Source organism: Dyella sp. AtDHG13 (assembly GCF_003201105.1).
Lineage (GTDB): Bacteria > Pseudomonadota > Gammaproteobacteria > Xanthomonadales > Rhodanobacteraceae > Dyella > Dyella jiangningensis_B.
The window spans coordinates 70106-96531 of record NZ_QICJ01000006.1 but is presented as its reverse complement, the minus strand read 5'-3'; the positions used below and the strand labels follow the sequence as shown (position 1 = coordinate 96531).

The window sequence follows — 26426 nt, the reverse complement described above, 5'->3', positions numbered from 1 at the left end:
TCAACGTCTATGAAATGAATTCCGCCTGGAAAATACCTGCTGCGCGATGGCTCATGCCCATCTCGCTGCTTATCGTCACAGCGGTCTATTGGCCTGGCCTACAGGGCTACTGGCTCTTCGACGATAACCCCAACATCGTGGACAACCCTGGAGTGCAACCGCGCGAATTAAGCGTACCGGCATTGGTACGTGCCGCGCTGTCCTCGCCGGCCAGCGATTTCAAGCGGCCGCTGGCTTCGCTGAGCTTTGCTGCGAACTATCTGGCGGGAGGCTTAAATCCGTTCGGCTGGAAGCTATTCAACCTCATCATTCACTTGTTGAATGGCATTCTGGTATTCGTGCTCACTCGCCGCCTGCTCGCCATAGCAGGAACGGCTTCATCCGCTCCCAGCAACCATCCGAGCAATGGGTTGGAAGCTTCTTCTATTTCCATCGTTGCAGCTTTGATCGCCACCGGGTGGATGCTGCTGCCCATCAACCTCACCGGCGTGCTGTACGTGGTCCAGCGCGAGGAGAGCATAGCCAACCTGTTTGTACTTCTGGGGCTGACAGGTTACGTGGCAGGGCGTCAATGGATGCAGGCCCGTACCATTCCGGGCAATGAGAGATATTCCGGTTGGGGAGGTTTCTGGCTTTGTGCTGCAAGCCTGACCATCCTCACAACTATTGGTCTGCTCGCCAAGGAAACGGCGGTAATGTTGCCGCTTTATGCTTTCCTTATTGAATGGATCATGTTCGATTTTCGGCGCCAGCGCCAAGCATGTACTGATGGCCATGTGACGCGAAGTCGATACATCATCGGCCTGTTTTTGCTGGTGCTGATTATCCCCATGATCGCTGGGCTAGCTTGGCAAATTCCACAAGTTCTGAATCCAGCCAACTGGGCTACGCGCGATTTCACGCTCGGCCAGCGACTGCTCAGCGAGGCACGGGTCGTTTGCGACTACCTCGTATGGACGTTGCTGCCCACATCGCATGCTCTCTCGTTCTACCATGATGATTTTCACATTTCGACCGGACCGCTTTCGCCTTGGACCACGCTGACCAGCATGCTCTCTTTGGCCACGCTGGCCGTGATGGTTTTCTGGTTGCGGAAGCGGGAATCAATAGCAGCTCTTGGTATTGCCTTATTCCTCGGATGCCAACTATTAACCGGCACGATCCTGCAATTGGAACTGGTGTACGAACATCGCAACTATTTCGCCAGTTTCGGTGTGTTGCTGACCGTTGTGCCCTGGCTTGCCAAGGCGGACAGCTACTCGATAGCCCGATTGTGGATACGCCGCGGGATATTGGCCATTTTGATACTCTGGTGGGCAGCTCTCACGGCTCTCACCGCCCATGTCTGGGGTGACCCCTTACGCCTTGCGCAAGAACTTGCAGAGCGAGCGCCTGGCTCACCACGTGCTCAGTACGAGTTAGGGCGCACTTACATTATCTATTCTCATTACGACCCAGCATCGCCTTATACGAGATTGGCTTACGCCCCGCTGGAAAAAGCGGCGAATCTCCCCGAATCCTCAATCCTGCCCCAGCAGGCGCTGATCTTCATGAATTCACGTATGGGTCTGCCTCTCAAGGCAGATTGGTGGGATAGTATGATCGCAAAACTCCACGCCCGAAAATCGGGCGTGCAGGACGAAAGCTCGCTCGCCGCGCTAGTCGACTGTGCTCGGGACGGTTCCTGCCCTCTTCCCTGTGACCGGATGACACAGGCGTTCGAGGCAGCACTGTCTCATCCCAATCCCAGCGCCCGGCTGCAGGCCACGTACGGCAACTACGCTTGGAACGTGCTAGACAATCATGCGCTTGGGCTTCGCATGATCGAAGGCGCGGTGAACTCTTCGCCCAATGAGCCAAGCTACCGCGTCACACTGGTGCGCATGCTGGCAGCTAGTAGAGAGAACGAAAGAGCACGCAAGGCCCTGGCGCAACTGCAAACCATGAATTTCGGCGGAAGGTTGGACACCACCATTCAATCTTTGGAAACGCTTCTCAGCAAACCTGCGTCGCCGACGTCAGCCGACGGACTGCGATAGCGCTCGTGAACGCAGGCAGAAGCATAGACACCGGTCATAACAAGCATTACGGCACCTTTCGGAAGAATACGATTCATGCGCTTCGCCTTCGGAAAAAACTGGCGCTCCTTCCTGTCCTTGCTGGATGACCACAGGATCGATCAATCACGCGTCGCCATCAGTAAATTACTGGACCGAGAGAATCTGCAGGACTGGCGCGTGCTGGATATTGGCTCTGGAAGTGGTTTATCCAGCCTGGCCATGTATCAGCTCGGCGCGGAAGTAGTCTCCTTCGATTACGATTCTGACTCTGTAAGCTGCACCCAGGAACTGCATCAACTTTACGGCGCGGATGACAAACGTTGGACTGTGATGCGAGGCTCTGTGCTCGATCCGGCATTCATGGAATCGCTGGGAACATTCGATCTAGTCTATTCGTGGGGTGTACTGCACCACACCGGCGCCATGTGGACAGCAGTTGACCTCGCACAGCAAGGGGTGACTCCCAACGGAATACTGTTGATTGCGCTTTATAATGACCAGGGCATGCGCTCCCGGATCTGGCGTGGTATCAAGCGTTTCTACTGCAGCAGCACCCTTGGACGATGGCTGGTAAAGGCAACCTTCTTTCCGCTGTTCGGGTTTTACACGCTGGCGCTGGACATTCGCCAAGGAGAACTTCCGGGCAACCATATCCGCAACTATCCACGCAGGCGTGGCATGTCAATCACACATGACTGGAGCGACTGGCTGGGCGGATACCCGTTCGAAGTCGCCAAACCAGAGGACGTCGTGAACAGGTTGTCCACAAAGGGTTTTGAATTGCAGCGACACGTCCTCACCCACGGACTTGGCTGCAATGAATTCGTGTTCAAGCGGCGCGGTTGACACCGATGAAAGATCCCGCAGTGGCAACGCGCCCTTCCTCCACCAACAAAACATTATCCGAGAGCCGGAACTACTAATGGCGATGATCACCCCTAGCCGCCTTGGCAGAGCCGTAAAATGGTTCATTACGGGCAACCCAGCTCAGCGCAGACGTGTACGCCAAGAATTGGCGCGTGTCGCGGCCGCTGCATTCGGAGATTTCCCAATCAGCGATGACTATAAGCTTTGGCGGGAGGATAAGCAGTTCCTGGACGACTTCAATCGCATGTCGCCCGGCAATCCTTACTCGCAAGATAGAAAGTGGACGCTTCGTGAATACGTGAAGCTTAGCAATGCGTTACCAGGCGATCTGGCCGAATGTGGTTGCTATGTTGGCACTTCCGCCTTCTTTACTGCCCAGGCTTCGACCCACGGGAAGCTTTATCTTTTCGACTCGTTCGAAGGACTATCCGATCCCGACGCAACCGACAAAGACATCGACGCAGACGTCATGCCATGGACTGCCGGAGATTTGTGTACGAGTGAGGCGGTGCTACGAAACAACCTTGCTCCCTACGGTGATTCAATTGTGGTGCTGCCCGGGTGGATCCCTGACCGGTTCCACGAGGTTGCGAATCGTCAATTCCGTGTCGTGCACATCGATGTGGATCTTTATCAACCAACACGCGACAGCCTTGAATTTTTTTACCCTCGCCTTGTAAAGGGAGGCGTGATCGTGATGGATGACTATGGGTTCAAAACCTGCCCGGGCGCCACTCGCGCTGCCGAAGAGTTGGCAGCCACACAGGGCATCAGCATCTTGCATCTGGCTACTGGGCAGGGTGTTATCACCAAGGTTTGACTTGTCCCTAGCCTTCCCGACTTGGCTTGACTACTCCGCAAAGAGCGAGCAGCACGCTACTGGCGACGTTTGAGACCCGTAAAAGCAGTGCAAGCGCGCCCGTCTCGGCCACACTAAGGCCGAATCCATGTCCACCGAACATGTAGATCGCCTCCACCACTCCAAGGTTTCCCGGTAACACGGAGATCATTGACGAGACGTACACTAGGCAGGTCAGCACAAGCGCTTGCCCTATACCAATGTCGGCACCGAATCGGCCATAGACCCAATACAGTACCAGTGTACCTAACACATATTGCGTGACGACCCCCGCCAAGCCACTCGATACAATGCCAGTCGCGGCACGCTGCAATAATTGCTTTCGGTGCGCCAACCATGCGGGACGTGTCCATCGATCCAATAACCGTAGACATAAGCTACGCAGCAAATATATCGCCACCCAAGCCACCCCAAGAAATAGGGCCGGCCAGCGGCCGCGCGAGTCGCCTGTTAGTAATAGTCCGACAGCCAATCCGACCAACGAAATCCAGACGCTGGCAACCAGCTGGCGCCAAGTCGCCAGCAGCCCTTCCGACACGTTCACGCCACAACGCGCCAGCCAAGCGACTCGTACTGCAATGCCAGGCTGCAATGGGGCCACGTAATTCGCAAGTGAGCTCAAGGCCCAGACCTGCGCGAAACGCCAAAATCGCACCGAATGCCCCACGTTAAGAAACACCAAAAAGTTGCGTGTCTGCACCAGCGTGCCGCACATCATGATCACGATGGCGCCCACAAAAGTAAGGGCCTGTTTGCGCCAGATCGCTGCAAGCTCTGGCCACCAGTGGACGACCAACACTATCGCAACGACCACAAGCGCAAAGTACGCGACGTTTCGCACTACTCGCCACGGCCGATTCACGACTTCAATCCTCCAGTTTCCCATCAAGTAAATCGAGGTAGCGCGAGGCGATCATCGGTGAACTGTGGGCGGCGATCACCGCATCACCCGGGGAAGACGGCCGCTCCAATTCCGCATCCATCGCGCCTGCTAGCGCGCCCGCGTCCCCCACTGGCACAAGCCTGCCGTAACGTCCACCATCAAGTATTTCACGTGGACCATGTGCGCAATCCGTGCATACCACTGGAACCCCCAATGCCAGCGCCTCCAGTAGAACATTCGGGCATCCCTCCCAGCGAGAAGAGAGAACGTGCAGCTTAGCTTCTGCAAGCACACGATAAGGATTATCGAGAGCACCCGTGAGCAGGACGCGATCCCCTAGCCCCAAATCATCAATCAGGGCTTCCAGGCTCAAACGCTGTTCACCGGCCCCGACGATGACTAGGCAGTGACTCTCCATCAACGCACTGAGTGCATAAGCTCGCAACAAGGTTGGAAAATCTTTCGCCTCGGTCAAGCGCCCTAGCGAAACAATATATGGCGTTCGACGCTGGACCGCTGGCACCAAACCAGTCTTTGCAAGGTGGCGCAGCCGCTCAACATCAACTGGATTGCGTATGATGTGGATGCGTTCGCTTGCAAGGCCAATCCCTCGTAGGTCTTGCGCCACCCCGGCCGACACGGCGACCACCCCGTAAGCACGCCTGTAGAGCCAGCGCATCGCTTGTCGCTTCATTGAACTTCTGGTGTTGGCGAGACTGGAGGCTTCTCGCAATATAAGCCGTGCACGAACTCGCGCTCGCATGAGCGTCAACGCAACCAACAGATTTGTGCCTGTCATCGTGCTCAACACGGCTTGCGGCTTGATCACACGGATGAGGGACGCCAACCTCGGGAAAGCTTTCCGCGCCAGCGCAAGGCTCTTAGGCGCCTCGCTAACATCGACCAGCTCATGCAACTTTACCGAACCTGGAACGGCGGAGCGCAGCGGACCACCGCCTAACAAGGCCGCTACATGCACTTCACGCCCAGCAGCCTGAAATGCCCCGGCTAATTGCAGAAGTACACGCTCGCCGCCCCCTCGTTCGAGGCTCGGCAAGACCAGCAGGATGCGATCAGCGCGCGTGGCCATCCGGTCAGCCCATGCGCCAGCGAAGGTACGCGTAAGTCAGCCATAGGGGCTGGGAGTGGTCGGCGCGCCCAGCGCGATGCTCATTCAGAAGCTTGCGCACACCTGCTGCATCCACAACGCCGGTATTGTCCGAATCCGTCATGGCCAGCAGGTTTTCTCCCAGCCAGCCGCTCATCCAGTGACTGACCGGCGAGGCAAATCCTTGCTTGCGGCGAGCCCAGATAAAGTCTGGCACGCGGCCGCGCATGGCAGCGCGCAACACGCGCTTGCCTTGCATTCCGGAGAAGTGCCATTGCCAGGGCAGGCGAATCGCGAATTCAAACAGCGCCTTGTCCAGGAAGGGGCTGCGGGCTTCGAGCGAGTACATCATCGTCGCGCGGTCGACTTTTTGCAGGATGTCCTGGGGTAGATAGACCAGACAGTCCATCAGCAGCATGTGCCGCAATTCCGCCGGATCATCGGGCCATGGCCGATCGGGCATCGGATTTCCCACACCCAGCCCGGGTACCAATTGCGCCAACGTTTCCTTGCGAATGGCCGGGGGGCCGATATAGGTATCCCTGTCCTCGCGTGCCAGGCGCACGAAAAGATGTGCACGCTTCAGAAGGCTGCCACTGTGATGCGCATAAGGTTCCGGCGTGGCCAGTACGGCGCGTTCGACGACCGAACGCAACGGGGCGGGCAGCCGATGGTATCGCTGGCGAAGCAGTCGACCCATATAGCGCGCATAGCCACCGAAGATTTCGTCGCTGCCATCACCGCTAAGCACCACCTTGACGTGCCGTGCGGCCACGGAAGCGACCAGTGCGCTAGGGACCAGCGAAGAATCACCGAACGGCTGGCCCATGCGACGCGGAAGCTCGGTGGCGAGCGCCGCGGCCATGTCCGGCTTGATCTCTTCCGCCGTGTGCAATGTATCGAGCTCAGCAGCTGCCCGCGCAGCCGGCGCGCGTTCGTCGTAGGTCGGCTCTGCGAAGCCCGCGGTGAATGTTCGCAGTTTGCCGAAACCCGATTCCTGCGCGAGCGCGCAGACGGTGGTCGAATCGACGCCGCCGGAGAGAAACGCGCCGACCTCAACGTCAGAGGCCAGCTGGCGCCGGCGCACGCCCTGCGTCAACAGCTCGCGAACCTGCTCGGCGGCTTCTTCAAAGCTTCCCGTCCAGGGCTCGACCGAGGGCGACCAATAGCGTTCCTGAACGGCGGAGCCGTCTGCGCGCAATTGCAGCATATGCGCCGGCAGGACTTCGCTTACACCGGACACGCAGGTCGCTCCCGGCAGCGCATAGCCGTAGCGAAAATAATCTGCGATGCCGGCGGCATCTTCGGTAATGGCCACATCCGGTGTCAGCACTTCCAATGCGGGCAATTCGGAAGCGCAAGCGAATATCGCTCCGTGGCGACGATAATACAGGGGCTTTTTGCCGAAGCGATCCCGCGAAAGCAGCATGTCGCCGGAAGCGCGATCATGCAGCACGAATGCCCACATGCCATCCAGGCGCTCGACAAACCTTGCGCCTTCGATGATCAAGCCTGCCAGCAACACCTCAGTGTCGCTGTCGTCCCGAAAATCCCACCGCCCCTGCAACTGGGCGCGCAGTTCCCGGTAGTTGTAGATCTCCCCGTTGAACACCAACACCCAGCGCCCAGCGGGATCGTGCATGGGTTGATGGCCGCCCTTGAGGTCAATGATCGCCAACCGTGTGTGCCCGGCCACGAAATCGTCACCGACAAAACACCCGGTTTCGTCTGGGCCGCGGTGCTTGAGCCGTTGCAGTGCTGCGTCCATGCGCTCGCGACGCTCGCCTGACGATACGGTTGGGGCTCGAAGAAAGGCTATTCCACACATGAAGGTTATTGCCTCTCGTCTGCCGTCAAAACCGCGTTGAACAGCGCTCCATAACAGCGCGCGGTATCCGACCATGTTCCGATATGAGCGCGGGCAAACGTCCGTGCACGTTCGCCACGACGCTGAAGCTCAACGCGATCAATCACAGCATGATCCAGTGCAGCGGCCAGGCCAACGGGATCATCGACGTTGACCAGCCAACCGTTGTCGCCGTTGTCCACCATTCCCTGCACACCGTCCAGATCGGTGGAGATAACCGGCAAGCCACTAGCCAGCGCCTCCACCACGACATTGGGCCGACCTTCCGAACGGCTGGAAAGCACAAACACGTCCGCTTCCGACATGCGTTTGGGCATGTCACTTGCGGGTACGGCCCCGGCAAAGTTAAAGCAGGAAGACACGCCACGGGATGCCGCCAGGGCCAGCAACGGTTCCCGTTCCGGTCCGCTGCCGACGATGGTCACCCGCACCTGCTCGCGGTGACGCGCGCGCGCGACGGCCTCGATCAACACGTCGAAACCTTTCAGCCGAATCAGGTTGCCCACCGCCAGCACCCGCAAACTGGCATCGCCTGAAATCGCTCTATCCACCCGAAAGAATGCCTCATCGGTCCCGTTGAGACAGGCGTGGATATCGGAAGCCCGGCTGGGGAATTGTTCGCGCAGCCGCTCGGCCATCGGTGCCGACACGCATATCAGGGTGCTGCTGTAGCGCACCGCCCGCCCGAGGATCATTCGATCCAGCCGCGAACGCGTCGAGCGCGCCACGTCACTGCCACGCAATGTCGTGACGACAGGCTTTCCCCGCAAGCGTCCGACCACGCCTGCCATGGCCCCGCATATGGACCAGTTGGCGTGGATCAGGTCCGCATCTCCCGCGAGCCGCAGGCAGCGCCAAAACAATCCAAGCAACAAGCATGGCAGCAACCATGCACGCCATGGCGCACGTTGCAGTCCGGTCATCACGCCACCGGCACCCTGCGCGAGGGTACGCCATGCACCGGGCGCATAACGCACGGCATGAACGCGAATATCGGGCGCGACGTCATCAGTAAACGTCGCTTTCAGCGTCTTTGAATCGGCGGGACAGACCACGTCTATCGTGCATACAGCAGCCAGCTGCCGATAAAGGCTTTGCACGAAGATGCCGGCGGAACTCTCGGGTCGCAACGGATAGGACGTCGTCAATGCAAGCACGCGCATCTTTTTCATGACTGCAACACGCAGGTCAGGTCACGCATCGCGCCGGTAGATCAACGACGTGATCTGCTCGGAAACCAAACCGATCAGGAAGACGATCACCGCCGCGCTCCACATCAGCGTGCTCATGTTCGTCAGCCGTCCATCCACGAGGAACGTTCGTGCGTAGTTGACGCAACCCAGCAGGAAGAACAAGGCGCTTGCAGGCGCGAACAGCTTCAACGGCGAGTACAGCGTCGCGATCTTGAAAATGATCAGCAAGAAACGCACACCATCCTTCAGCGGCTTGATGTGGCTCTTACCCACACGCTGCGACGCCGTGATTGGCACGTAAGCCACGGGGTACGCGCTTCGGAAAAACGCCATGGTGCTCGTGGTCGGATAGGAAAATCCGTTGGGCAGCAGGTGCAGGAATTCGCGGAATTTGTCGGCGTGCACTGCGCGATAACCCGACGTCAGATCCGCCACAACGTGCCCGGTCATGCGTGTGGCCAGCCAGTTGTAGATGGTATTGGCCACTCCGCGACCCACGCCCGCCTGGCTGCTCCAGTCGCGGGCGCCGACGACCATGTCGTAGCCCTGATCCAGCTTTTCCAGGAGCCGAGCGATGTCCATCGGGTCATGCTGGCCGTCGCCATCCATGAATACCAGCACGTCGCCGCTGGCGGCGCGGGCGCCGCGCTTGATCGCTGCGCCATTGCCCATGGAGTAGGGCGAGGACAGGCAGCTCACGCCGGCTGCCGTGCAGATGTCCCGCGTGTCGTCGGTCGAACCGTCATCCACCACGATGATCTCTGCCGCGGGTTGAGCCTGGCGCAGGCGTGGCAACAAATCCTTAAGCGCCGCTCCTTCGTTTTTGGCGGGCAGGATGATGCTTAGGCGATTCAAAAGCGTGTCCCCGAGAGTGAGCCGGCATCATAACCTGAGTGTTGCGCCAATCCGCGGCCAACACGGGCCCGCGTGAAATTGCGGGCTCTGGGTCACATCACGCTGTGTCGTGGCAGCGCTCTTTGGTCTTCCCTGGCGCCTTAAAGTCGCGGGATTCCAGGTTTCGCCGGATGACGGTGAGCGAACCCGGGACGCCCGGCGATTTTGACGGCTTCAGGCCAAAAGGACAGAGCGAACCGCCTCGATGACCCGCTCCACGTCACCATCGGACATGGCCGGAGACAGCGGCAAGCTCACGGTCTGTCGCCCCAGGCGCATGGCTTCCGGCCACTGGTCGGGCCGCCAGCCGAAGCGCTGCTGGTAATAGGGATGCTCGGGCACCGACAGGTAGTGGACGCCCTTACCGATGCGATGGGTATTCATGGCCAGGAAGGATCCGGCCATGCCTACGTGCAGGGCCGCGGTGCAGGAATTGACCGCCACCACCTGTGAGGCCTGCACGCCGCGCCAGCGCGCGAAATCCTGCTCGAACTGGGCCACGCGCGGCCCGGTGCCCAGCCAGCCCGAGCGCAGGCAGGCCTCGACCTCGGCGATCTCATCCTCTTCGATACGAGGCGCGCCAAAGACCAGAAAGGGCGTGGAAGTGTCAGGCTGCGTCACGAACGATCCGGTTCTTCGAGGTGGCCGGTCTTTCTATCCCAAGCCCACGGCGGCGTCCACGCCAGTGATCGGAAGGCACATGTGTTGCATGCCCAAGCCTTGGCGCCGGATGCATTAGTGATCTGTGCGCCCCATCACTCCCGGGCCCATGCCCTGATCCCGGCAGGTGACCCACCCCCGCAACTGGGGTAAATTCCCTTCCCATCAGGGGGCTGGACCGTATCGCCATGTCAACGCTAATGCAACCGTCGCTCGCGGGCCTCACCGGCCTCGCGCGCAGGCTGGTATCGGAAGATGTGCTGCCCGAGGCCGACGTGCGCCGGGCAGTCGCCGAATCGACCCAGAGCAAGACCTCGCTCACGGCCTGGCTGCTGGATAACAACCTGGTCGAAAGCGCGCGGCTCACCCGCATCGCATCCGACGAGTTCGGCATGCCGATGATGGATGTCAGCGCACTGGCGACCGCCAACATGCCGGTGAGCCTGATCAGCGAGGCGCTGATCAACAAGCATCATGCATTGCCGCTGTTCAAGCGCGGCAAGCGCCTGTTCGTCGGCATCGCCGACCCCATGCAGTCGCATGCACTGGATGAAATCAAGTTCCACTCCAACTGCATGGTGGAGCCGATCCTGGTCGAGCGGGGCCAGCTGCTGAAGGTGATCGAAACCGCGCTTACCGCCCTGGGCAATGCGGTGCCTGACATGGGCGGCGGGGAGTTCGACGAGCTATCGCTGGAGGGCGGCGACGACGAGGCCGAATCCACCGGTATCGATGCTACCGCGAATGACGATGCACCTGTCGTCAAGTTCGTCAACAAGATCCTGGTCGACGCCATCAAGCGCGGCGCGTCCGACATCCATTTCGAGCCGTTCGAGACGCAGTACCGCGTGCGCCTGCGCATGGACGGCATGCTGCGCGCCGTTGCCAGCCCGCCGATGAAGCTCGCCTCGCGCATTGCCTCGCGCATCAAGGTGATGTCCGGCCTGGACATCGCCGAGCGCCGCGTGCCGCAGGACGGCCGCATCAAGCTCAACCTGTCCAAGAGCCGCTCGGTCGACTTCCGCGTGAGCACCCTGCCCACGCTGTTCGGCGAGAAGATCGTGCTGCGTATCCTCGACGGCTCGGCGGCCAAGCTGGGCATCGATGCCCTGGGCTACGAGGACGAGCAGAAACAGCTTTACCTCAGCGCCATCCACAAGCCCTACGGCATGGTGCTGGTCACCGGCCCCACCGGCTCGGGCAAGACGGTGTCGCTGTACACGGCGCTCAATATCCTCAACACCGCCGAGCGCAATATCTCCACGGTGGAAGACCCGGTGGAAATCCGCGTCGAGGGCATCAACCAGGTTCAGCAGAACACCAAGCGCGGCATGACCTTCGCCGCCGCCCTGCGCTCGTTCCTGCGTCAGGACCCGGACGTGATCATGGTGGGCGAAATCCGCGACCTGGAAACCGCCGAGATCGCCATCAAGGCGGCGCAGACGGGCCACATGGTGCTCTCCACCCTGCACACGAATGACGCTCCGCAGACCATCTCCCGCCTGATGAACATGGGCATCGCGCCCTACAACATCACCTCGTCGGTCACCCTGGTGATTGCCCAACGACTGGCCCGCCGCCTGCACGACTGTAAGCGGCCGATGAACCTGCCGCCACAGGCCTTGCTGGACGCGGGCTTCACCCAGGCGGATATCGACGCCGGCCTTACCATCTACGAAGCCGTGGGTTGCGACAACTGCAACGAAGGCTACAAGGGCCGCGTGGGTATCTACCAGGTGATGCCCATGCTGGAGGAGATCCAGAAGATCATCCTGCAGGGCGGCAACACGCTGCAGATCGGCGAAGCGGCCAGGAAAGCCGGCGTGAACGACCTGCGTGACTCGGCACTGCTCAAGGTCAAGAAGGGCGTGACCAGCCTGGCCGAAATCGACCGCGTCACGAAGGACTGAAGCACCGACGGCGGTCCGGCCGCCGCGGGGATGGGCTGTCCGTCGCACCGAAGTTGCGTCAGGTGCCACGAATTGACCTAGGGGAATGACTTAAGCTGTATCGATTAGACGGTCGCCATCCTGAGGCGGCCCGACCGTACCAGCAGGGGGAAAATGCCATGGCTGCGGCCACCGCTAAAAACGTCAAGTCGATTGGCGCCCAGCGCGCGGAGATCAGCAAGCTGACCACCTACGACTGGGTGGCGCTGGACAAGCGCGGCAAGCGCATGAAGGGCGACATGGCGGCCAAGAACGCCTCGCTCGTCAAGGCCGAATTGCGCCGTCAGGGCATGAACCCGCAGACAGTGAAGGAACGCGGCAAGCCGCTGTTCGGCGCCTCCGGCAGCACGGTCAAGCCCCGCGATGTCGCCATCTTCAGCCGCCAGATCGCCACCATGATGGCCTCCGGCGTGCCGATGGTGCAGGCCTTCGACATCATCGCGGACGGCCAGAAGAACATCCGCTTCAAGAACATGCTGACGGACGTCAAGCAGACCATCGAGGGCGGTTCCGCGCTCCACGAGGCGCTGGGCAAGTATCCCGTGCAGTTCGACGAGCTGTATCGAAACCTGGTGCATGCGGGCGAGGCTTCCGGTGTGCTCGACTCGGTACTGGACACCGTGGCCACCTACAAGGAACGCACGGAAGCCATCAAGGCCAAGATCAAGAAGGCCCTGTTCTATCCTGTCATGGTGTTGGCCGTGGCGCTGCTGGTCAGCATGATCATGCTGCTCTTCGTGGTGCCGGTGTTCGCGCAGACCTTCAAGGACGCCGGTGCCGAGCTTCCCGCACCCACGCAGATCGTCATCAGCGCCTCCGAGTTCATGAAGTCCTATTGGTGGCTGGTCGTTGGCGGCATCATCGGCAGCATCGTCGCGCTGGTGATGGCCAAGAAGCGCTCCGTCAAGTTTGCGCACTTCCTTGATCGCGTGATGCTGAAAGTGCCGGTTATCGGCAGCATCCTCCGGCAGTCCGCCATTGCCCGCTTCGCGCGCACCTTGGGCGTGACATTCCGCGCGGGCGTGCCCCTGGTGGAGGCCATGGACGCGGTAGCCGGCGCGACGGGCAGTGTGGTCTACGGCGATGCCGTCAAGCAGATGCGCGAGGACGTGGCGGTTGGCCATCAGCTGCAGCTGTCGATGCGGCAGACTGGGCTGTTCCCGAACATGGTCGTGCAGATGACGGCCATCGGCGAAGAATCGGGTGCACTCGATCACATGCTCTTCAAGGTCGCCGAGTTCTACGAAGAAGAGGTGAACAACGCGGTCGATACGCTCTCCACGCTGCTCGAACCGCTGATCATGGTGATCCTAGGCGTGCTCGTCGGCGGCATGGTGATTTCGCTCTATCTGCCGATCTTCAAGCTCGCCAGCACCGTGTAAGCTCTTGGACGTCAGGCCCCTCTCCCGCCGGGAGAGGGGCTTTTTTATAGCCTTCGGATGTTCGCATGCTCGCACTTCCCCTCTGGGCCTGGATCCTTGCCGCCGGCGTGCTCGGCCTGCTGGTGGGCAGTTTCCTGAATGTGGTGATCCTGCGCCTGCCCGCGCGCCTCATGGCGCAATGGCGGCTGGATGCCTTCGATACGCTGGCCATGGAGCCCGACGGCCAGAGCCTGCCACCCGGCATCGTGCGTGAGCCGTCCCACTGCCCGCACTGCAAGCATCCGCTCGCGATCCACGACAACATTCCCCTGTTCGGCTGGCTGCTGCTGGGCGGACGCTGCCGCTATTGCAAGGCGCCGATTTCCATCCAGTACCCGCTGGTCGAGCTGCTGAGCGGCGTGGCCAGCGCGGTGATCGTCTGGAAGTTCGGCCCAACCTGGATGGCGCTCGCCGGTCTGGTCTTTACCTGGATGCTCATCGCGCTCGCCGGCATCGATTTTCGCACCCAGTACCTGCCTGACCAGCTGAATTACCCGCTGCTGTGGCTGGGCCTGCTGCTCAGCCTGTTGCCGATGTTCGTGCTTCCCGGCACGGCCATTCTCGGCGCCGCCATTGGCTACCTCAGCCTGTGGAGCGTGTATTGGCTGTTCAAGTTGCTCACCGGCAAGGAGGGCATGGGCTACGGCGATTTCAAGCTGCTCGCCGCATTGGGCGCATGGATGGGGCCGACGGCTCTGCTGCCGGTGATCCTGCTTTCCTCGTTCATTGGCGCCATTGTCGGCGGCAGCCTGATTGCGCTGCGCAAGCACGGTCGCGACATCCCCATGCCCTTCGGCCCCTTCATCGCCGCGGCGGGCTGGGTGTGGTTTGTGGCCGGCGGTTGGCTGATGCAGCAGTACATGCAGCTGACCGGACTGTCATGACCTCGCCCCATCCGGGTTACGTTGTCGCGCTGACCGGCGGCATCGCCGCGGGCAAGAGCGCGGTCTCCCGGCGGTTCGAAGCATTGGGCATCCATGTCTACGACGCTGACGTCGCCGCCCGTGAGGTCGTCGCGCCGGGTTCGGAAGGGCTGGCCGCCATTGCAGCCCACTTCGGCCCCGAGGTGCTCGACGCCGGCGGCGCGCTCGATCGCGCCTCGATGCGCCAGCGCGTGTTCGGCAACGACGCGGAACGACTTGCGCTGGAAGCCATCACGCACCCGCGCGTGCGGGCATGGTTGCGCGAGCGCGTGCAGGCGGACGATGGCCCCTACTGCCTTCTCGCCATTCCCCTGTTCGCCGAGAACCACGATCACTATCGATGGGTGGATCGCATCCTCGTCGTTGACGCGCCCGAATCGCTGCAACTGCAACGCCTCATGCAGCGCGATGGCATCGACGAGGCCCTGGCCCGCCGGATGATCGAACGCCAGGCACGGCGCGAACAGCGGCTGTCGCTCGCCCACGACGTGATCGAGAACAGTGGCGACGAATCCGCTCTCGACCGGGCCGTGGCCGAACTGCACGCGCGCTATCTGGCGTTCGCGCACGCGAAACGCTGAATCACCAGAAGCCGCGGATACCCGCCACGCCCTGCCCGCCCGCCGCTCTCGCCGTGTCGAGCAACGCCAGGCTCATCCCGCCTAGCGCATAGACCGGCAAGGCCGACCCGCTGACCCGCGCCTCGAAGGCCGCCCAGCCCATGGGCGTGACGCCAGGATGTGTCGCCGTGGCGGCGACGGGCGACAAGGTGGCGAAGTCCGCGACTTCCTGGGCCTGCTCAAGCTCATCGTCGCGGTGGCAGCTCGCGCCGACCCATTGCGTGAGTGGCAGCGGCCGGGCGTGGAAAGTCGCCAATTGCGCGGCCTTGAGCTGTACACCCACGCCCTCGCCCAAGGCCAGCGCGCCGTCGACATCGCCGCTCAGCAGCAGATGCGTGCCGCGGTCGCGCGCCTCGGGCAACAGTTCGGCAGCCAGCGCCCGCACCTGTGCCACAGGCCATTGGGGAAAGCGCAGGAGGATCATCCGCTCGCCGGCGGCGATGGCGCCGCGAATGCGCCGGCTCCACTCCCCGGTTTCCTCCACGGGCACATCCGCCGTGATGGCATAGCGTGCCGGCAGCTGAAGTGCGCGCAGGATGTGCCGATCCGCCGGCGCAAGCAGGTTCAGGTCGACGGCGGCAGGGGCGCACCATCGCAGCGCCTGCCCGTCCAAGGAGGCCGGCTGGCCCCGCCAGGAGCGCACTACACGCGCATCCAGCAGCAGCGAGCGCTCGCCGTAGCGCCAGGGCACGCGAATCAGTGGCTCGCCGATGGCCGCATCGATGCCAAGCTCTTCCTGAAGCTCGCGCACCAGGCCATCGGCGGGCGCCTCGCCCGCCTCCAGCTTTCCGCCGGGAAATTCCCACAGGCCCGCCAGGTGCTTGCCCGGGGGGCGTTGCGCCAGCAGCACGCGCCCCTGGGCGTCCAGCATGACGCCGGCCATGACGTGCATGGCGCCGGCCGTCGGAGCGGTCATGCGCTGATCCGCTCAGTCGTTGCGGATGTATTCGACCATGTCGAAGTCGTAGGCGTGGGTCTCGTCCTTCTTGTGATGCACGCGGGAAACCTCGGTCCAGTCACTGAAATGCACGCCAGGGAAGAAGGTGTCCGCCCCGTCCACCGCGGCGTTGACCCAGGTGAGGTACAGGCGTCGCGCCTTGGGCAGGGCCTCGGTGTAGACCTCGCCGCCGCCGATCACCATCAGGCCGGTGCCGCCGGCGCGGGCATAACCCTCGGCGAGGGAGCGCACGGTGATCTGGCCGGGAAACGGCGCCTCGTGCTTGCGGCTCAGCACCAGGTTGGTGCGATCCGGCAGGGGCCGGCCGATGGCCACGGCCGTGTTGTAGCCCATCAGCACGTACTTGCCGAGCGTGAGCTCCTTGAACCAGCGCAGGTCGTCCGGCAGGTGCCAGGGCAACTGGCCCTTGCGGCCAATGGCGAAGTTCTCATCCAGCGCGGCAATCAGCGAAATAGCCATGGAAATCCTTGAATCATCGACGGTATTGACCTCGCGCCGTCCGCCAGGGCCGCCGCGCGGCGCCGATCTTAGCAGGATGCGGGCGCCGCCCTCGCCAGATGACAATCGGCGGGGCACGCGTCCTTCTGTCAGCGCAGGCCCCGTCTTGCCTTTATACCGCCACGGGGGCCTTGATGGCGCCGTGGGGCTCGTAACCCACGATGGCGACGTCCTCGTAGCGGAAATCGAAGATCGAGCGCACGTCCGGGTTGAGCTGCAGCCGGGGCAGCGGACGCGGCTCGCGGGTCAGTTGCAGGCGCGCCTGCTCCACGTGGTTGTTGTAGAGATGCGCGTCGCCCAGCGTGTGCACGAAGTCGCCCACGCCCAGACCGCACACCTGGGCGATCATGTGGGTCAGCAGCGCGTAGCTGGCGATGTTGAACGGCACGCCCAGGAAGATGTCGGCGGACCGCTGGTACAGCTGGCAGCTGAGCTTGCCGTTCGCCACGTAGAACTGGAACAGGGCATGGCACGGCATCAGCGCCATTTTCGGCAGCTCGCCGACGTTCCAGGCGCTTACCACCAGCCGGCGGGAATCTGGGTTGCGCTGGATCTCGTCCACCACCCAGCGGATCTGGTCCACCACGCCGCCGTCGGCGGTCGGCCATGCGCGCCACTGCTGGCCGTAGACCGGACCAAGGTCGCCATGCTCGTCGGCCCACTCGTCCCAGATGCTGACGCCGTTGTCCTTGAGATAGGCGATGTTGGTGTCGCCCTGCAGAAACCAGATCAGCTCATGGATGATCGACCGCAGGTGCAGCTTCTTGGTCGTGACTAGCGGAAACCCTTCCGACAGGTCATAACGCATCTGCCAGCCGAACACGCTGCGCGTACCGGTGCCGGTGCGGTCCGCCTTCTCCGTACCGTGGTCAAGCACGTGCTGCAACAGGTCGAGGTAGGCGCGCACGGCTTACTCCTTGGTCGGCATGGCGACGTTGTACAGGCGCAGGGTCGGCGCGTTGCGCGACATCACCAGCAACACCACGCCGATCACGATCAATGGCAACGACTGGATCTGGCCCATGGTCAGCCAGCCCCACGCCAGGTAGCCCAGTTGCGGATCGGGCACGCGCACGAACTCCACGCCAAAGCGGAAGCAGCCATACATCAGCGCGAACAGGCCGGAAACGAGATAGCGCGGGCGCGGCTTCAGCGACACCAGGAACAGCACCGAGAACATCACCACGCCTTCCAGCAGCATTTCATAGAGCTGCGAGGGGTGGCGCGGCAACCCGCCGAACTGCGCCAGCGCCGCCTGCCACTGGGGATGCGTGGCAGCCCAGTCCACATCGGCGGAGCGTGCATTCGGGAACAGCATCGCCCAAGGCACCGTGCCAGGTTTGCCCCACAGTTCGCCATTGATGAAATTGCCCAGGCGCCCCAGGCCCAGCCCGATCGGCACCAGCGGCGCGACGAAATCGACCGTATCGAAGAAATGCATGTGGTTGCGGCGCGACCACCACAGGCCCGCGGTAAGCACGCCAAGCAGCCCGCCGTGGAAACTCATGCCGCCATCCCATACGCGGAAGATCGCCAGCGGGTCCTGCCAGATCCAGTGGATGTCGGCGTAGAACAGCATGTACCAGATACGTCCGCCGATGATCACGCCCATCATCACGTAGAACGCCAGGTCGCCCAGCGCATCGCGCGTCACCGGCAGGCGTCCGCGCCGGCGGCGGTACTCGGCAAGCAGCCAGGCGCCGAGGAAGCCTCCCAGGTACATCAGGCCATACCAGTGAATCTGTAGCGGCCCCAGCCTGAAGGCGATGGGGTCGAAGGCAACGGTGAAGGGCTGCGTCATGGGCAAGCGGGTAGCGACAAAGCGCCAGTGTAGCCGGCCACGCCATGCTTAGACATGGCGGCGACGATCACCCGCGAACAGGTCCGGATATTCGCGCCCGCGCCGCCTCAACCGGCCTTTTCCGCCCTGCGCGGGCAGTTCTCTCACTCTAAAACCTACTATCACCTGACTGTTGCAGCAGGCTTGCACCTACACGTCACTTTGTTTTAACTTCGGGATTACATCGCCTGTCCCCCAAGCCTGGCGATGCCACGGCACGCCCCCTTTCCCCAAGGCCGGACGCGCCATCCCCATATCCAGATGCCCAGCTCTCGCCGCTGGCTGATGGCTATTTTTTGTTCGGAGTTCCAACAATGAAGCAAAAGACACTGCTGGCTACTGCCATCGCCGCAGCGCTCGTGCTGCAGACGTGGTCGGTGGCCGCACAGGACGCTGCCCCCGCCCAGGCCGATCAGTCCTCGGCCAAGAGCCTCGAGACCGTCACCGTCACCGGTTCGCGCATCCGCAGCGTGGACGTGGAGACCTCTCAGCCCGTCTTCACCATGGACAAGGCCGCCATCAAGGCGACCGGTCTGACCAACGTCAACGACATCCTGGCCCGCATGCCGTCCGCGGGCACGCCGGACATCACCCCGCAGGACACGCTGTCCTCCGGCGCTGACGTCGGCGGCCGCTACGTCAACATCCGCAACCTCGGCTCGCAGCGCACCCTGGTGCTGGTCAACGGTCGTCGCTGGAGCACCAGCCTGAACGGCCTGACCGACCTGTCGACCATCCCGGTCGCGATGATCGAGCGCATCGACATCCTCAAGGATGGCGCCTCCTCCATCTACGGCTCCGACGCCATCGGCGGCGTGGTGAACATCATCACCAAGGAGAAGTTCGACGGCGCCGAAGCCAACGTCTACTACGGCCAGAACGGCAAGGGCGACGGCGAAACGCAGAACTACGACTTCACCTGGGGTCACAGCACCGAGAAGAACTCCATCATCCTCGGCGCGTCCTACCAGAACGTCGACTCGATGTGGAACAAGGAGCGTCCGGAAACCTCCTACGCTCAGGGTCCGCGTCACCCGAACGCCGGCCTGGGCCTTGGCCCGTACGGCCGCGTGGTCGATCCGGCCACGGACGACCAGTACGTGTACAACCACGGTTCGCAGACGACGACCGCCGGTGCGCCCGCGGGCTACCACCTGTACGACCCCAACAGCACCGCCGACAAGTACAACACGCAGAAGGACATGACCTTCCGCGCCGGCACCAAGCTGAAGAACCTGTACCTGCAGGATCGCTACAAGCTCACCGACAACATCACGCTGCACGCTGCCGCCAGCTACAGCACGCGCGACACGTCGAGCCAGCTCGCCGGCTACCCCTTCCAGTCGGGCGCGGCCGATGAGCCGATCCTGATCAGCGGCCAGAACGCCTACAACCCGTTCCCGGGCCAGGACGTCGAGTTCTTCCGTCGCACGGTGGAAATGCCGCGCGTCACGGACACCCAGTCCAAGCTCGCTCACATCGACCTGGGCGCCGAAGGCTACTTCCAGTTCCTCAACCACGACTGGTCGTGGGACGCTGGCTTCACCTACGACGCCAACAAGATCCGCATCCGTGGCACCGGCAACATCTACCTGCCGAACGCGCGCGCGGCCCTGGGCCCGACGACCATGATCGACGGCCAGGTGGCTTGCGCCAGCGCCGCCGACCGCGCTGCCGGTTGCGTGCCGTGGAACATCCTGGCCGGTCCGGGCGCCACGCCGCAGTCGGTGTGGAACTACCTGAACTACCGCAGCACCGATCGCCAGGCCAGCTACACCTCCGACTGGACCGCCAACGTCTCCGGCGGCCTGTTCGACTTGCCGGCCGGCACGGTCAACCTGGCAGTGGGCGTGGAACACCGCGGCGAGAAGGGCAACTTCCGTCCGGACGCCGCCGACTCCGCGGGCCTGACCACCAACCTGGCCAGCGCCCCGACCTCCGGTGCGTACAACACCAACGAAGCCTACCTCGAGCTCGACGTACCGCTGCTGCGTGACCTGCCGGGCGCGCAGGAGCTGGGCGTGAACGTGGCCAGCCGCTACTCGCACTACAGCAACTTCGGCAGCACCACGAACAACAAGTACAGCTTCCGCTGGCGTCCGTTCGCGGACCTGCTGGTCCGCGGTACCTGGGCGCAGGGCTTCCGCGCTCCGACCATCAACGACCTGTACGGCGGTGTCGGCCAGAGCTTCGAAACGTTCCTCGACCCGTGCGATTCCCAGTACGGCGCGGCTGCCACCAATGCCAGCGTCAAGGCTCGCTGTACCGCCGCTGGCGTGCCGGCGAACTACCGCCAGGTCGATCAGACCGGCCAGCAGATCACCAGCACCAACGGTGGTCAGACGCCGGTGGCGTTCCTTTCCGGCTCCAACCCGAACCTGAAGCCGGAAACGTCGATCACCCGTACACTGGGCCTGGTCTACAGCCCGCACTACGTGGAAGGCCTGGACTTCACGGTTGACTACTACAACATCTACGTGAAGAACATCATCTCGTCGGTGCTTGCGCAGAACATCGTTGACTACTGCTACATCAACAACGACCAGAACTTCTGCAACAACTTCAGCCGCACCGGAACGGCCACCTCGAACCTGGCAGCCGGCTCGATCGACTCGCTCAACGAAGGCCTCGCCAACCTCGGCACGCTGAAGACCGAAGGCTACGACGTCGGTATCCACTACCGTCTGCCTGAGACCTCGATCGGCCGCTTCCGCATCGCTTCGGACAGCACCTACCTGACCAAGTACGAGACCGTGTCGGGTCCGGGCGCCGTGGCCAACACGCCGGTCGGCTTCATGAGTGGCGAAGACGGCCTGTACCGTCTGCGTTCCAACCTGCAGGTGGATTGGGACTTCAAGCAGTTCGGTGCCAGCTGGACAGTCCGCTACTACTCGGGTCTGAAGGACAGCTGCTACACCGCGACCGTGGAATGCTCCTCGCCGAACTACACCAACCCCTGGTGGGGCACCTACGGCATGAGCCAGAAGGGTTCGGTGGCGTTCAACGACGCGCAGTTCCGCTACACGGCTCCGTGGAAGGGCACCTTCACTGTCGGTGTGAACAACATCTTCAACAAGAAGGGCCCGTACTACTACTCCGTGACCACCTCGGGCACCGGCAGCGCGCCGTACAACCCGGCGTTCGACATCGACCGTTACTGGTACGTGTCGTACAACCAGAAGTTCTAAGCTCGAAAGAGTGCGGTACTTCGAAAAGCGGGCCTTCGGGCCCGCTTTTTTATGAGCGGCTGCCGTGAAGGGTCGCACGGGCGACACGTATTCCGCGCGACGCCAGACACAAGCAACCTTCCGACATGGACCGGATTATTGGTAAGCCATGCGGATGGAAGTGAGCGGCCGACATACAACGCCGATCCTGTGCTCAGAGCAATACCGGCCTGTCCGGCAACTCGTCCGGCGCATCCTTGTCATTGCCTGGGAAGTGCTTGAGCAAGAGCGCATGCGCCTCGGCAATGCCCTCGAGGCAGCCCTTGCGCCACTCGCCTCGTGCGAAGCTGGCCAGCATGTGATCGCGAATGGCATCCCACTCGGTCTGGGTCACCGCTGCCGCGACGCCGCGGTCGGCGATGATCACCACGCGATGCTCGGCCATCAGCACGTAGAACAGCACGCCGCTGTTGTGCAGCGTGTCCCATACGTGCAGTTGCGCGAAGACCTGGCGCGCGCGATGTTCCGCGTTCATGCCGGCCAGCACGGCGCCGGGCGCAAGCCGCGACTCGATGGCAAAGCACACTTCGCCGCGATGTTCGCGCTCGCCCTGGGCAATCGCGGTGGTCATCTCGTCGAGCAGGCTCTTGGGGAAACGCCGGCGCAACTGGAACCAGCCGTCGAACAGATTCATGAAAAGGCGTTGCGTGCGCGACATGTCACCAGCTCCCTGACGATCCGCCACCACCAAAACTGCCGCCGCCACCGCTGAAGCCGCCACCCCCAAAGCCTCCGCCACCGCCGCCGCCGAAGCCACCACCGCCCCAGCCACCGAAGCCGCCCCAGCCACCACCGCCAATCGAGCGCCCGCCACCGCCGGGCAGCAGCATCATGACGCCGCCGATGATCGCCGCCAGAATGCCCGCCCCTACCGATGCCGCCAGCAGCCACACGATGCCGCCGGCGACCGCCGCGCCCAGGGGCGTGCGCAGCCATACCGTCGTGCCGCCAAGGAAGCTGCGCAGGAAGATCCCGATGAATACGCCGATCAGCAACACCTGCCCGAAGGGCACGCCGCGGCGTTCGCGGTTGCCGCTCTGCACCGGCGGCGGCAACGCCTCGCCGTTGACCAGTTGAGTCAGTGCGCCGACAGCGTCGCTGATGCCGCCGTAGTAATCGTTGGTGCGGAATTTCGGCGCGATGTATTCGCGGATGATGCGCGCCGTGGCCGCATCCGGCACGGCGCCTTCCAGGCCATAGCCGACCTCGATGCGCACGCGGCGATCGTTCTTCGCCACCACCAGCAGCAGGCCGTCGTCGGTGCCCTTGCGGCCGATCTTGTTGGCTTCGGCCACCGCCAGCGAGTATTCCTCGATCTCCTGCGGCTGCGTGGTCGGCACCATGAGGACCACCAGCTGCGCGCCCTTGGTCTTTTCCAGCGACACCAGTTGCGCGTCGAGCTGGTCGACCTGCTGGGGCGTCAACGTGCCGGTGAGGTCGGTGACGTGGCGCGTGAGGGTGGGTAAGGCTTCATCCGCATGCAGCCATGCCAGCGGCAGCAAGGCCACCGCCAGCACGAGCAGCAGGCGCGCAACGCGCCGGGTCACGTCAGTGCGCCGAGGAGGCGGGCGCCGGGCTGCCGAAATCCACCGTCGGCGCCGTGGAAATGGCCTTTTCGTTCTCGACCGAGAAATTCGGCTTCACCTGGTAGCCGAACATCTTGGCGGTGAGGTTGTTCGGGAAGGTGCGGATCATCGAGTTGTATTCCTGCACTTCCTTCACGTAGCGGTTGCGCGCCACGGTGATGCGGTTCTCGGTGCCTTCCAGCTGCGCCTGCAGGTTCTGGAACAGGCCATCGGCCTTGAGCTGCGGGTAGTTCTCGCTCACCACCATCAGGCGGGACAGCGCACTGGACAATTCACCCTGCGCGGCCTGGAACTGCTTGAGCTTCTCGGGGTTGTTCAGGTCGTCGGTGGTCAGCTGCGTGCTGCCCACCTTGGCGCGTGCGTTGGTCACTTCGGTCAGCACGCGCTCTTCGTGCTGGGCATAGCCCTTCACCGTGTTGACGAGGTTGGGCACAAGGTCGGCGCGGCGCTGGTACTGGTTGAGCACTTCGGACCAGGCCGCCTTCACGGCCTCGTCCTGACGCTGGATGGCGTTGTATCCGCAGCCCGACAGGCCGACGGCAACCAACAACACGGCGAGGACGCGAAGAAATTTCATGGGGAAGTGCTCCAATCCGGTGGAGGCGCCATTGCAGCATTCCGTTGTGAATGGCGCAATCTTGCGAAGTCTTAGGAACCTGTTGAGAGGCCTCAACCCTAGCCGCTCGTCATTCCGGCACAGGCCGGAATGACGGAACAGGCTCCTGCGGCAGAGCCAGTCAGGACTGTCGCCTCAGAACCACCGCGGCCACAGGATCAGCCCCCAGGTCAGGGCGGTCATGGCCAGCAGCAGGAACACCGCGGCCGAGCCCATGTCCTTGGCGCGCCCGGCCAGTTCGTGGAACTCCGGGCTGACCTTGTCGACCACCGCTTCCACCGCCGAATTGAGCAGCTCGGCGGAAAGCACCAGTACCGGCGGCAGCACCAGGGCAATCTTTTCCAGCGCGCCATTGCCCACCCACAGGCCCAGCGGCACCAGCACCACGGCGATGCACACCTCCAGGCGGAACGAGGCCTCATGGCGCCAGCCGGCCTGCAGCCCCTTCATGGACCACTTGAACGCGTTCCAGATTTGCCGGGGCCCGCGAAAACCGGTGGCGGCCATGGGTGTCGTCCTCTGTGAGATTGCGGCGCGGCCGCCCCGCGTGCCGCGGGCATAAGTCCGCAATTTTGCCATACCCGCCCCGAGGCCGGCAGATCGCAGTTTCCTGCTTGCGGCAGCGCAACGTTACCTGAATGACGGATAGGTTACGCTTTGCCACTTTGTGACCGATTTCCCAGGTCACGCGAGCCGGCCGCTGCGTGCGGCCGTTGTATGAACCGCAGTACGGACAATTGAATGGCAATCCAGAATCCACCGGTCTCACAGGCCCGCTCGTTCAGCACCGTGTTCCTGATCGAGATGTGGGAGCGCTTCGGCTTCTACGGCATGCAGGTGCTCATGGTCACCTACATGATGAAGAAGCTGGGCTTCGCCGACAGCAAGGCCAACCTCGTGTGGGGCGCGGCCGCCGCGCTGATCTACGCCACGCCCGCCATTGGCGGCTGGGTGGGCGACAAGCTCATCGGCACCCGCCGCACCATGGTCACCGGCGCCGTGGTGCTGGCGCTGGGCTACGCGATGCTGTGGATCCCCTCCAACAATCCGACGCTCACCTACCTGTCGCTGGGCGTGATCATCGTCGGCAACGGTTTCTTCAAGCCCAACGCGGGCAACCTCGTGCGCAAGATCTACGAGGGCGACGATGTGCGCATCGATAGCGCCTTCACCATCTACTACATGGCGGTGAACATCGGCTCGATGGTGTCGATGACGGCCACGCCGTGGATCCGCGACTACGTCGGCGCGCACATGGGCGACGCGATGGGCTGGCACACCGCGTTCGGCGCCTGCGCCGTGGGCCTGGTGCTCGGCCTGATCAACTACTCGCTGATGCATCGCACGCTGGCGCACATCGGCTCGCCCGCGGACGAGCAGGCCCTGCAGGCCAAGCGCGTGCTCGCGCTGGCCGGCGCGTCGCTGGCCATCGTGGCCGTTGCGGCCTTCATCCTGCAGAGCCTGCTGGCCGCCAAGATCTGCGTGTACCTGGCCGGCATCGTGATCCTGGCGATCTTCGTGCACCTGATCCGCAACGCCGAGAAGAGCGAGCGCGCCGGCCTGATCGCTGCGCTGGTGCTCACCGTGCAGACGATCTTCTTCTTCATCTTCTATGCGCAGATGGCGACGTCGCTGAATCTGTTCGCGCAGAAGAACGTCAACCTGCAGCAGGACTTCAACCTGGGCATCACCCAGTTTCACATCACCTGGATCCCGGAGCAGTACCAGAATCTCAATGCGATCTGGATCGTGATCCTGAGCCCGGTGCTGGTGGCGATCTACAACACGCTCGGCCGCGCGGGGAAAGATCCCTCGGTGGCCACCAAATTCGCCTTCGGTTTCGCCGCCGTGGCGCTGGGCTTCTTCATGTACGGCTTCGGCGCGATGAGCGCGGTCGATGGCCAGGTGTCCTCCTGGACCATGATCTGGGGCTACGGCCTCTACTCGCTCGGCGAGCTGCTGGTGAGCGGCCTGGGCCTGGCGATGATCGCCCGCTACGTGCCGGCCCGCATGGGCGGTTTCATGATGGGCGCGTACTACGTGGCCGTGGGCATCTCCCAGTACCTGGGCAGCGTCGTGGCCAACCTGGCCGCCATGCCGGAGAACATCAGCAGCCCGGTCGAATCGCTCAACATCTACGTGAGCCTGTTCAACAAACTCGGCTTCGTGGGCATTGCCTGCACCGTGGTCGCCGTGGTCATGCTGCCGTTGATGAACAAGCTCTCGCGCAGCCATTCCGAAGCGCACACACCGCTGCCGGCGGTGCATAGCGAAGAAGTCTGATCGACCACTGCTCGCCCCGCTCGCCGGGGCGAGTTTTTTTGGGCCTACGCCGCCGCAGCCCATCGCCGTCAGGTCGGCAGTCGCTGAAGGGCTGACCAGCTTTTCGCGACCATC

General features: G+C 62.7%; 23 protein-coding genes. 9 read left to right on the top strand and 14 right to left on the bottom strand.

The genetic code is table 11. The features are described 5' to 3' along the window. Window positions 1-53 precede the first annotated feature (53 nt). The 3 genes from BDW41_RS11795 (at window position 54) to BDW41_RS11785 (ending at window position 3747) form a co-directional block, all read left to right on the top strand. Complete coding sequence (locus BDW41_RS11795; RefSeq protein WP_074547845.1) at window positions 54-2039, top strand: hypothetical protein; 1986 nt, start codon at window positions 54-56, stop codon at window positions 2037-2039. 75 nt (window positions 2040-2114) lie between these two features. Further along, on the top strand, window positions 2115-2906 hold the full coding sequence (locus tag BDW41_RS11790; protein WP_074547846.1) for a class I SAM-dependent methyltransferase: 792 nt from the start codon (window positions 2115-2117) through the stop codon (window positions 2904-2906). Between the two features lie 76 nt (window positions 2907-2982). Next, window positions 2983-3747 (top strand): TylF/MycF/NovP-related O-methyltransferase, encoded by a 765-nt coding sequence (locus tag BDW41_RS11785; RefSeq protein ID WP_074547847.1) that lies wholly within the window; start codon window positions 2983-2985, stop codon window positions 3745-3747. Between the two features lie 7 nt (window positions 3748-3754). On the opposite strand, the gene BDW41_RS11780 is transcribed toward BDW41_RS11785, so the two are convergent. From BDW41_RS11780 to BDW41_RS11750, 6 genes are all read right to left on the bottom strand, one after another. Next, entirely contained in the window at window positions 3755-4648 is an 894-nt protein-coding gene (locus tag BDW41_RS11780) for a lysylphosphatidylglycerol synthase domain-containing protein (RefSeq protein ID WP_158536997.1), read from the bottom strand. Between the two features lie 4 nt (window positions 4649-4652). Then, a complete protein-coding gene (locus BDW41_RS11775; protein WP_074547849.1) occupies window positions 4653-5759 on the bottom strand; it encodes a glycosyltransferase in 1107 nt (368 codons plus the stop codon). 4 nt (window positions 5760-5763) lie between these two features. Then, window positions 5764-7605: an asparagine synthase (glutamine-hydrolyzing) gene (gene asnB, locus BDW41_RS11770; RefSeq protein WP_074547850.1), complete on the bottom strand. Its 1842-nt coding sequence runs from the start codon at window positions 7603-7605 to the stop codon at window positions 5764-5766. Between the two features lie 5 nt (window positions 7606-7610). After that, entirely contained in the window at window positions 7611-8816 is a 1206-nt protein-coding gene (locus tag BDW41_RS23020; RefSeq protein ID WP_083337609.1) for a glycosyltransferase, read from the bottom strand. 21 nt (window positions 8817-8837) lie between these two features. Next, a complete protein-coding gene (locus BDW41_RS11755; protein WP_074547852.1) occupies window positions 8838-9692 on the bottom strand; it encodes a glycosyltransferase family 2 protein in 855 nt (284 codons plus the stop codon). Window positions 9693-9905: 213 nt separating this feature from the next. After that, window positions 9906-10352 (bottom strand): DegT/DnrJ/EryC1/StrS family aminotransferase, encoded by a 447-nt coding sequence (locus BDW41_RS11750; protein ID WP_074547853.1) that lies wholly within the window; start codon window positions 10350-10352, stop codon window positions 9906-9908. A 227-nt stretch (window positions 10353-10579) separates the two neighbouring features. Here BDW41_RS11750 and pilB point away from each other — a divergent pair, with 227 nt between their 5' ends. The 4 genes from pilB to coaE all read left to right on the top strand — a co-directional run bounded on the left by pilB (window position 10580) and on the right by coaE (window position 15265). Beyond that, the gene (gene pilB / locus BDW41_RS11745) at window positions 10580-12301 is read left to right on the top strand and encodes a type IV-A pilus assembly ATPase PilB (protein WP_074547854.1); all 1722 of its coding nucleotides are present in this window, start codon (window positions 10580-10582) and stop codon (window positions 12299-12301) included. 158 nt (window positions 12302-12459) lie between these two features. After that, on the top strand, window positions 12460-13722 hold the full coding sequence (locus tag BDW41_RS11740) for a type II secretion system F family protein (RefSeq protein ID WP_074547855.1): 1263 nt from the start codon (window positions 12460-12462) through the stop codon (window positions 13720-13722). Window positions 13723-13787: 65 nt separating this feature from the next. Then, window positions 13788-14645, top strand: coding sequence for an A24 family peptidase (locus BDW41_RS11735; protein ID WP_074547856.1), 858 nt, complete (start codon window positions 13788-13790; stop codon window positions 14643-14645). Continuing rightward, window positions 14642-15265: a dephospho-CoA kinase gene (coaE, locus tag BDW41_RS11730; protein ID WP_074547857.1), complete on the top strand. Its 624-nt coding sequence runs from the start codon at window positions 14642-14644 to the stop codon at window positions 15263-15265. Before BDW41_RS11735 ends, coaE begins: the two co-directional genes overlap by 4 nt. A gap of 1 nt (window position 15266) precedes the next feature. On the opposite strand, the gene BDW41_RS11725 is transcribed toward coaE, so the two are convergent. From BDW41_RS11725 to lgt, 4 genes are all read right to left on the bottom strand, one after another. Further along, complete coding sequence (locus BDW41_RS11725) at window positions 15267-16220, bottom strand: Nudix family hydrolase (protein ID WP_074547858.1); 954 nt, start codon at window positions 16218-16220, stop codon at window positions 15267-15269. Between the two features lie 12 nt (window positions 16221-16232). Beyond that, complete coding sequence (locus BDW41_RS11720; protein WP_074547859.1) at window positions 16233-16721, bottom strand: dihydrofolate reductase; 489 nt, start codon at window positions 16719-16721, stop codon at window positions 16233-16235. 151 nt (window positions 16722-16872) lie between these two features. Further along, a complete protein-coding gene (locus BDW41_RS11715) occupies window positions 16873-17667 on the bottom strand; it encodes a thymidylate synthase (RefSeq protein ID WP_074547860.1) in 795 nt (264 codons plus the stop codon). 3 nt (window positions 17668-17670) lie between these two features. Next, a complete protein-coding gene (gene lgt, locus BDW41_RS11710) occupies window positions 17671-18561 on the bottom strand; it encodes a prolipoprotein diacylglyceryl transferase (RefSeq protein WP_074547861.1) in 891 nt (296 codons plus the stop codon). Window positions 18562-18914: 353 nt separating this feature from the next. On the opposite strand from lgt, the gene BDW41_RS11705 reads away from it, so the two are divergent. Continuing rightward, the gene (locus BDW41_RS11705) at window positions 18915-21788 is read left to right on the top strand and encodes a TonB-dependent receptor (protein ID WP_074547862.1); all 2874 of its coding nucleotides are present in this window, start codon (window positions 18915-18917) and stop codon (window positions 21786-21788) included. Window positions 21789-21981: 193 nt separating this feature from the next. Here the strand turns inward: BDW41_RS11705 and BDW41_RS11700 are convergent, their stop codons facing one another. The 4 genes from BDW41_RS11700 to BDW41_RS11685 all read right to left on the bottom strand — a co-directional run bounded on the left by BDW41_RS11700 (window position 21982) and on the right by BDW41_RS11685 (window position 24536). Beyond that, a complete protein-coding gene (locus tag BDW41_RS11700) occupies window positions 21982-22485 on the bottom strand; it encodes a TPM domain-containing protein (protein ID WP_074547863.1) in 504 nt (167 codons plus the stop codon). A 1-nt stretch (window position 22486) separates the two neighbouring features. Then, the gene (locus BDW41_RS11695; RefSeq protein ID WP_074547864.1) at window positions 22487-23374 is read right to left on the bottom strand and encodes a TPM domain-containing protein; all 888 of its coding nucleotides are present in this window, start codon (window positions 23372-23374) and stop codon (window positions 22487-22489) included. A gap of 1 nt (window position 23375) precedes the next feature. Beyond that, window positions 23376-23990, bottom strand: coding sequence for a LemA family protein (locus tag BDW41_RS11690; protein WP_074547865.1), 615 nt, complete (start codon window positions 23988-23990; stop codon window positions 23376-23378). Window positions 23991-24164: 174 nt separating this feature from the next. After that, the gene (locus tag BDW41_RS11685) at window positions 24165-24536 is read right to left on the bottom strand and encodes a diacylglycerol kinase (protein ID WP_074547866.1); all 372 of its coding nucleotides are present in this window, start codon (window positions 24534-24536) and stop codon (window positions 24165-24167) included. A gap of 234 nt (window positions 24537-24770) precedes the next feature. Here BDW41_RS11685 and BDW41_RS11680 point away from each other — a divergent pair, with 234 nt between their 5' ends. After that, window positions 24771-26312, top strand: a complete 1542-nt coding sequence (locus tag BDW41_RS11680) for an oligopeptide:H+ symporter (RefSeq protein WP_074547867.1) — start codon at window positions 24771-24773, stop codon at window positions 26310-26312. The last annotated feature ends 114 nt before the right edge of the window (window positions 26313-26426 follow it).

What these genes read in the sequence shown, in the direction of transcription:
- BDW41_RS11685 (WP_074547866.1), bottom strand. Translation starts at nt 24,536, where the DNA reads ATGGCCGCCACCGGTTTTCGCGGGCCCCGGCAAATCTGGAACGCGTTC.
- BDW41_RS11680 (WP_074547867.1), top strand. Translation starts at nt 24,771, where the DNA reads ATGGCAATCCAGAATCCACCGGTCTCACAGGCCCGCTCGTTCAGCACC.
- coaE (WP_074547857.1), top strand. Translation starts at nt 14,642, where the DNA reads ATGACCTCGCCCCATCCGGGTTACGTTGTCGCGCTGACCGGCGGCATC.
- BDW41_RS23020 (WP_083337609.1), bottom strand. Translation starts at nt 8,816, where the DNA reads ATGAAAAAGATGCGCGTGCTTGCATTGACGACGTCCTATCCGTTGCGA.
- lgt (WP_074547861.1), bottom strand. Translation starts at nt 18,561, where the DNA reads ATGACGCAGCCCTTCACCGTTGCCTTCGACCCCATCGCCTTCAGGCTG.
- BDW41_RS11740 (WP_074547855.1), top strand. Translation starts at nt 12,460, where the DNA reads ATGGCTGCGGCCACCGCTAAAAACGTCAAGTCGATTGGCGCCCAGCGC.
- BDW41_RS11790 (WP_074547846.1), top strand. Translation starts at nt 2,115, where the DNA reads ATGCGCTTCGCCTTCGGAAAAAACTGGCGCTCCTTCCTGTCCTTGCTG.
- asnB (WP_074547850.1), bottom strand. Translation starts at nt 7,605, where the DNA reads ATGTGTGGAATAGCCTTTCTTCGAGCCCCAACCGTATCGTCAGGCGAG.
- BDW41_RS11725 (WP_074547858.1), bottom strand. Translation starts at nt 16,220, where the DNA reads ATGACCGCTCCGACGGCCGGCGCCATGCACGTCATGGCCGGCGTCATG.
- BDW41_RS11720 (WP_074547859.1), bottom strand. Translation starts at nt 16,721, where the DNA reads ATGGCTATTTCGCTGATTGCCGCGCTGGATGAGAACTTCGCCATTGGC.
- BDW41_RS11775 (WP_074547849.1), bottom strand. Translation starts at nt 5,759, where the DNA reads ATGGCCACGCGCGCTGATCGCATCCTGCTGGTCTTGCCGAGCCTCGAA.
- BDW41_RS11795 (WP_074547845.1), top strand. Translation starts at nt 54, where the DNA reads ATGCCCATCTCGCTGCTTATCGTCACAGCGGTCTATTGGCCTGGCCTA.
- BDW41_RS11700 (WP_074547863.1), bottom strand. Translation starts at nt 22,485, where the DNA reads ATGTCGCGCACGCAACGCCTTTTCATGAATCTGTTCGACGGCTGGTTC.
- pilB (WP_074547854.1), top strand. Translation starts at nt 10,580, where the DNA reads ATGTCAACGCTAATGCAACCGTCGCTCGCGGGCCTCACCGGCCTCGCG.
- BDW41_RS11785 (WP_074547847.1), top strand. Translation starts at nt 2,983, where the DNA reads ATGGCGATGATCACCCCTAGCCGCCTTGGCAGAGCCGTAAAATGGTTC.
- BDW41_RS11690 (WP_074547865.1), bottom strand. Translation starts at nt 23,990, where the DNA reads ATGAAATTTCTTCGCGTCCTCGCCGTGTTGTTGGTTGCCGTCGGCCTG.
- BDW41_RS11735 (WP_074547856.1), top strand. Translation starts at nt 13,788, where the DNA reads ATGCTCGCACTTCCCCTCTGGGCCTGGATCCTTGCCGCCGGCGTGCTC.
- BDW41_RS11705 (WP_074547862.1), top strand. Translation starts at nt 18,915, where the DNA reads ATGAAGCAAAAGACACTGCTGGCTACTGCCATCGCCGCAGCGCTCGTG.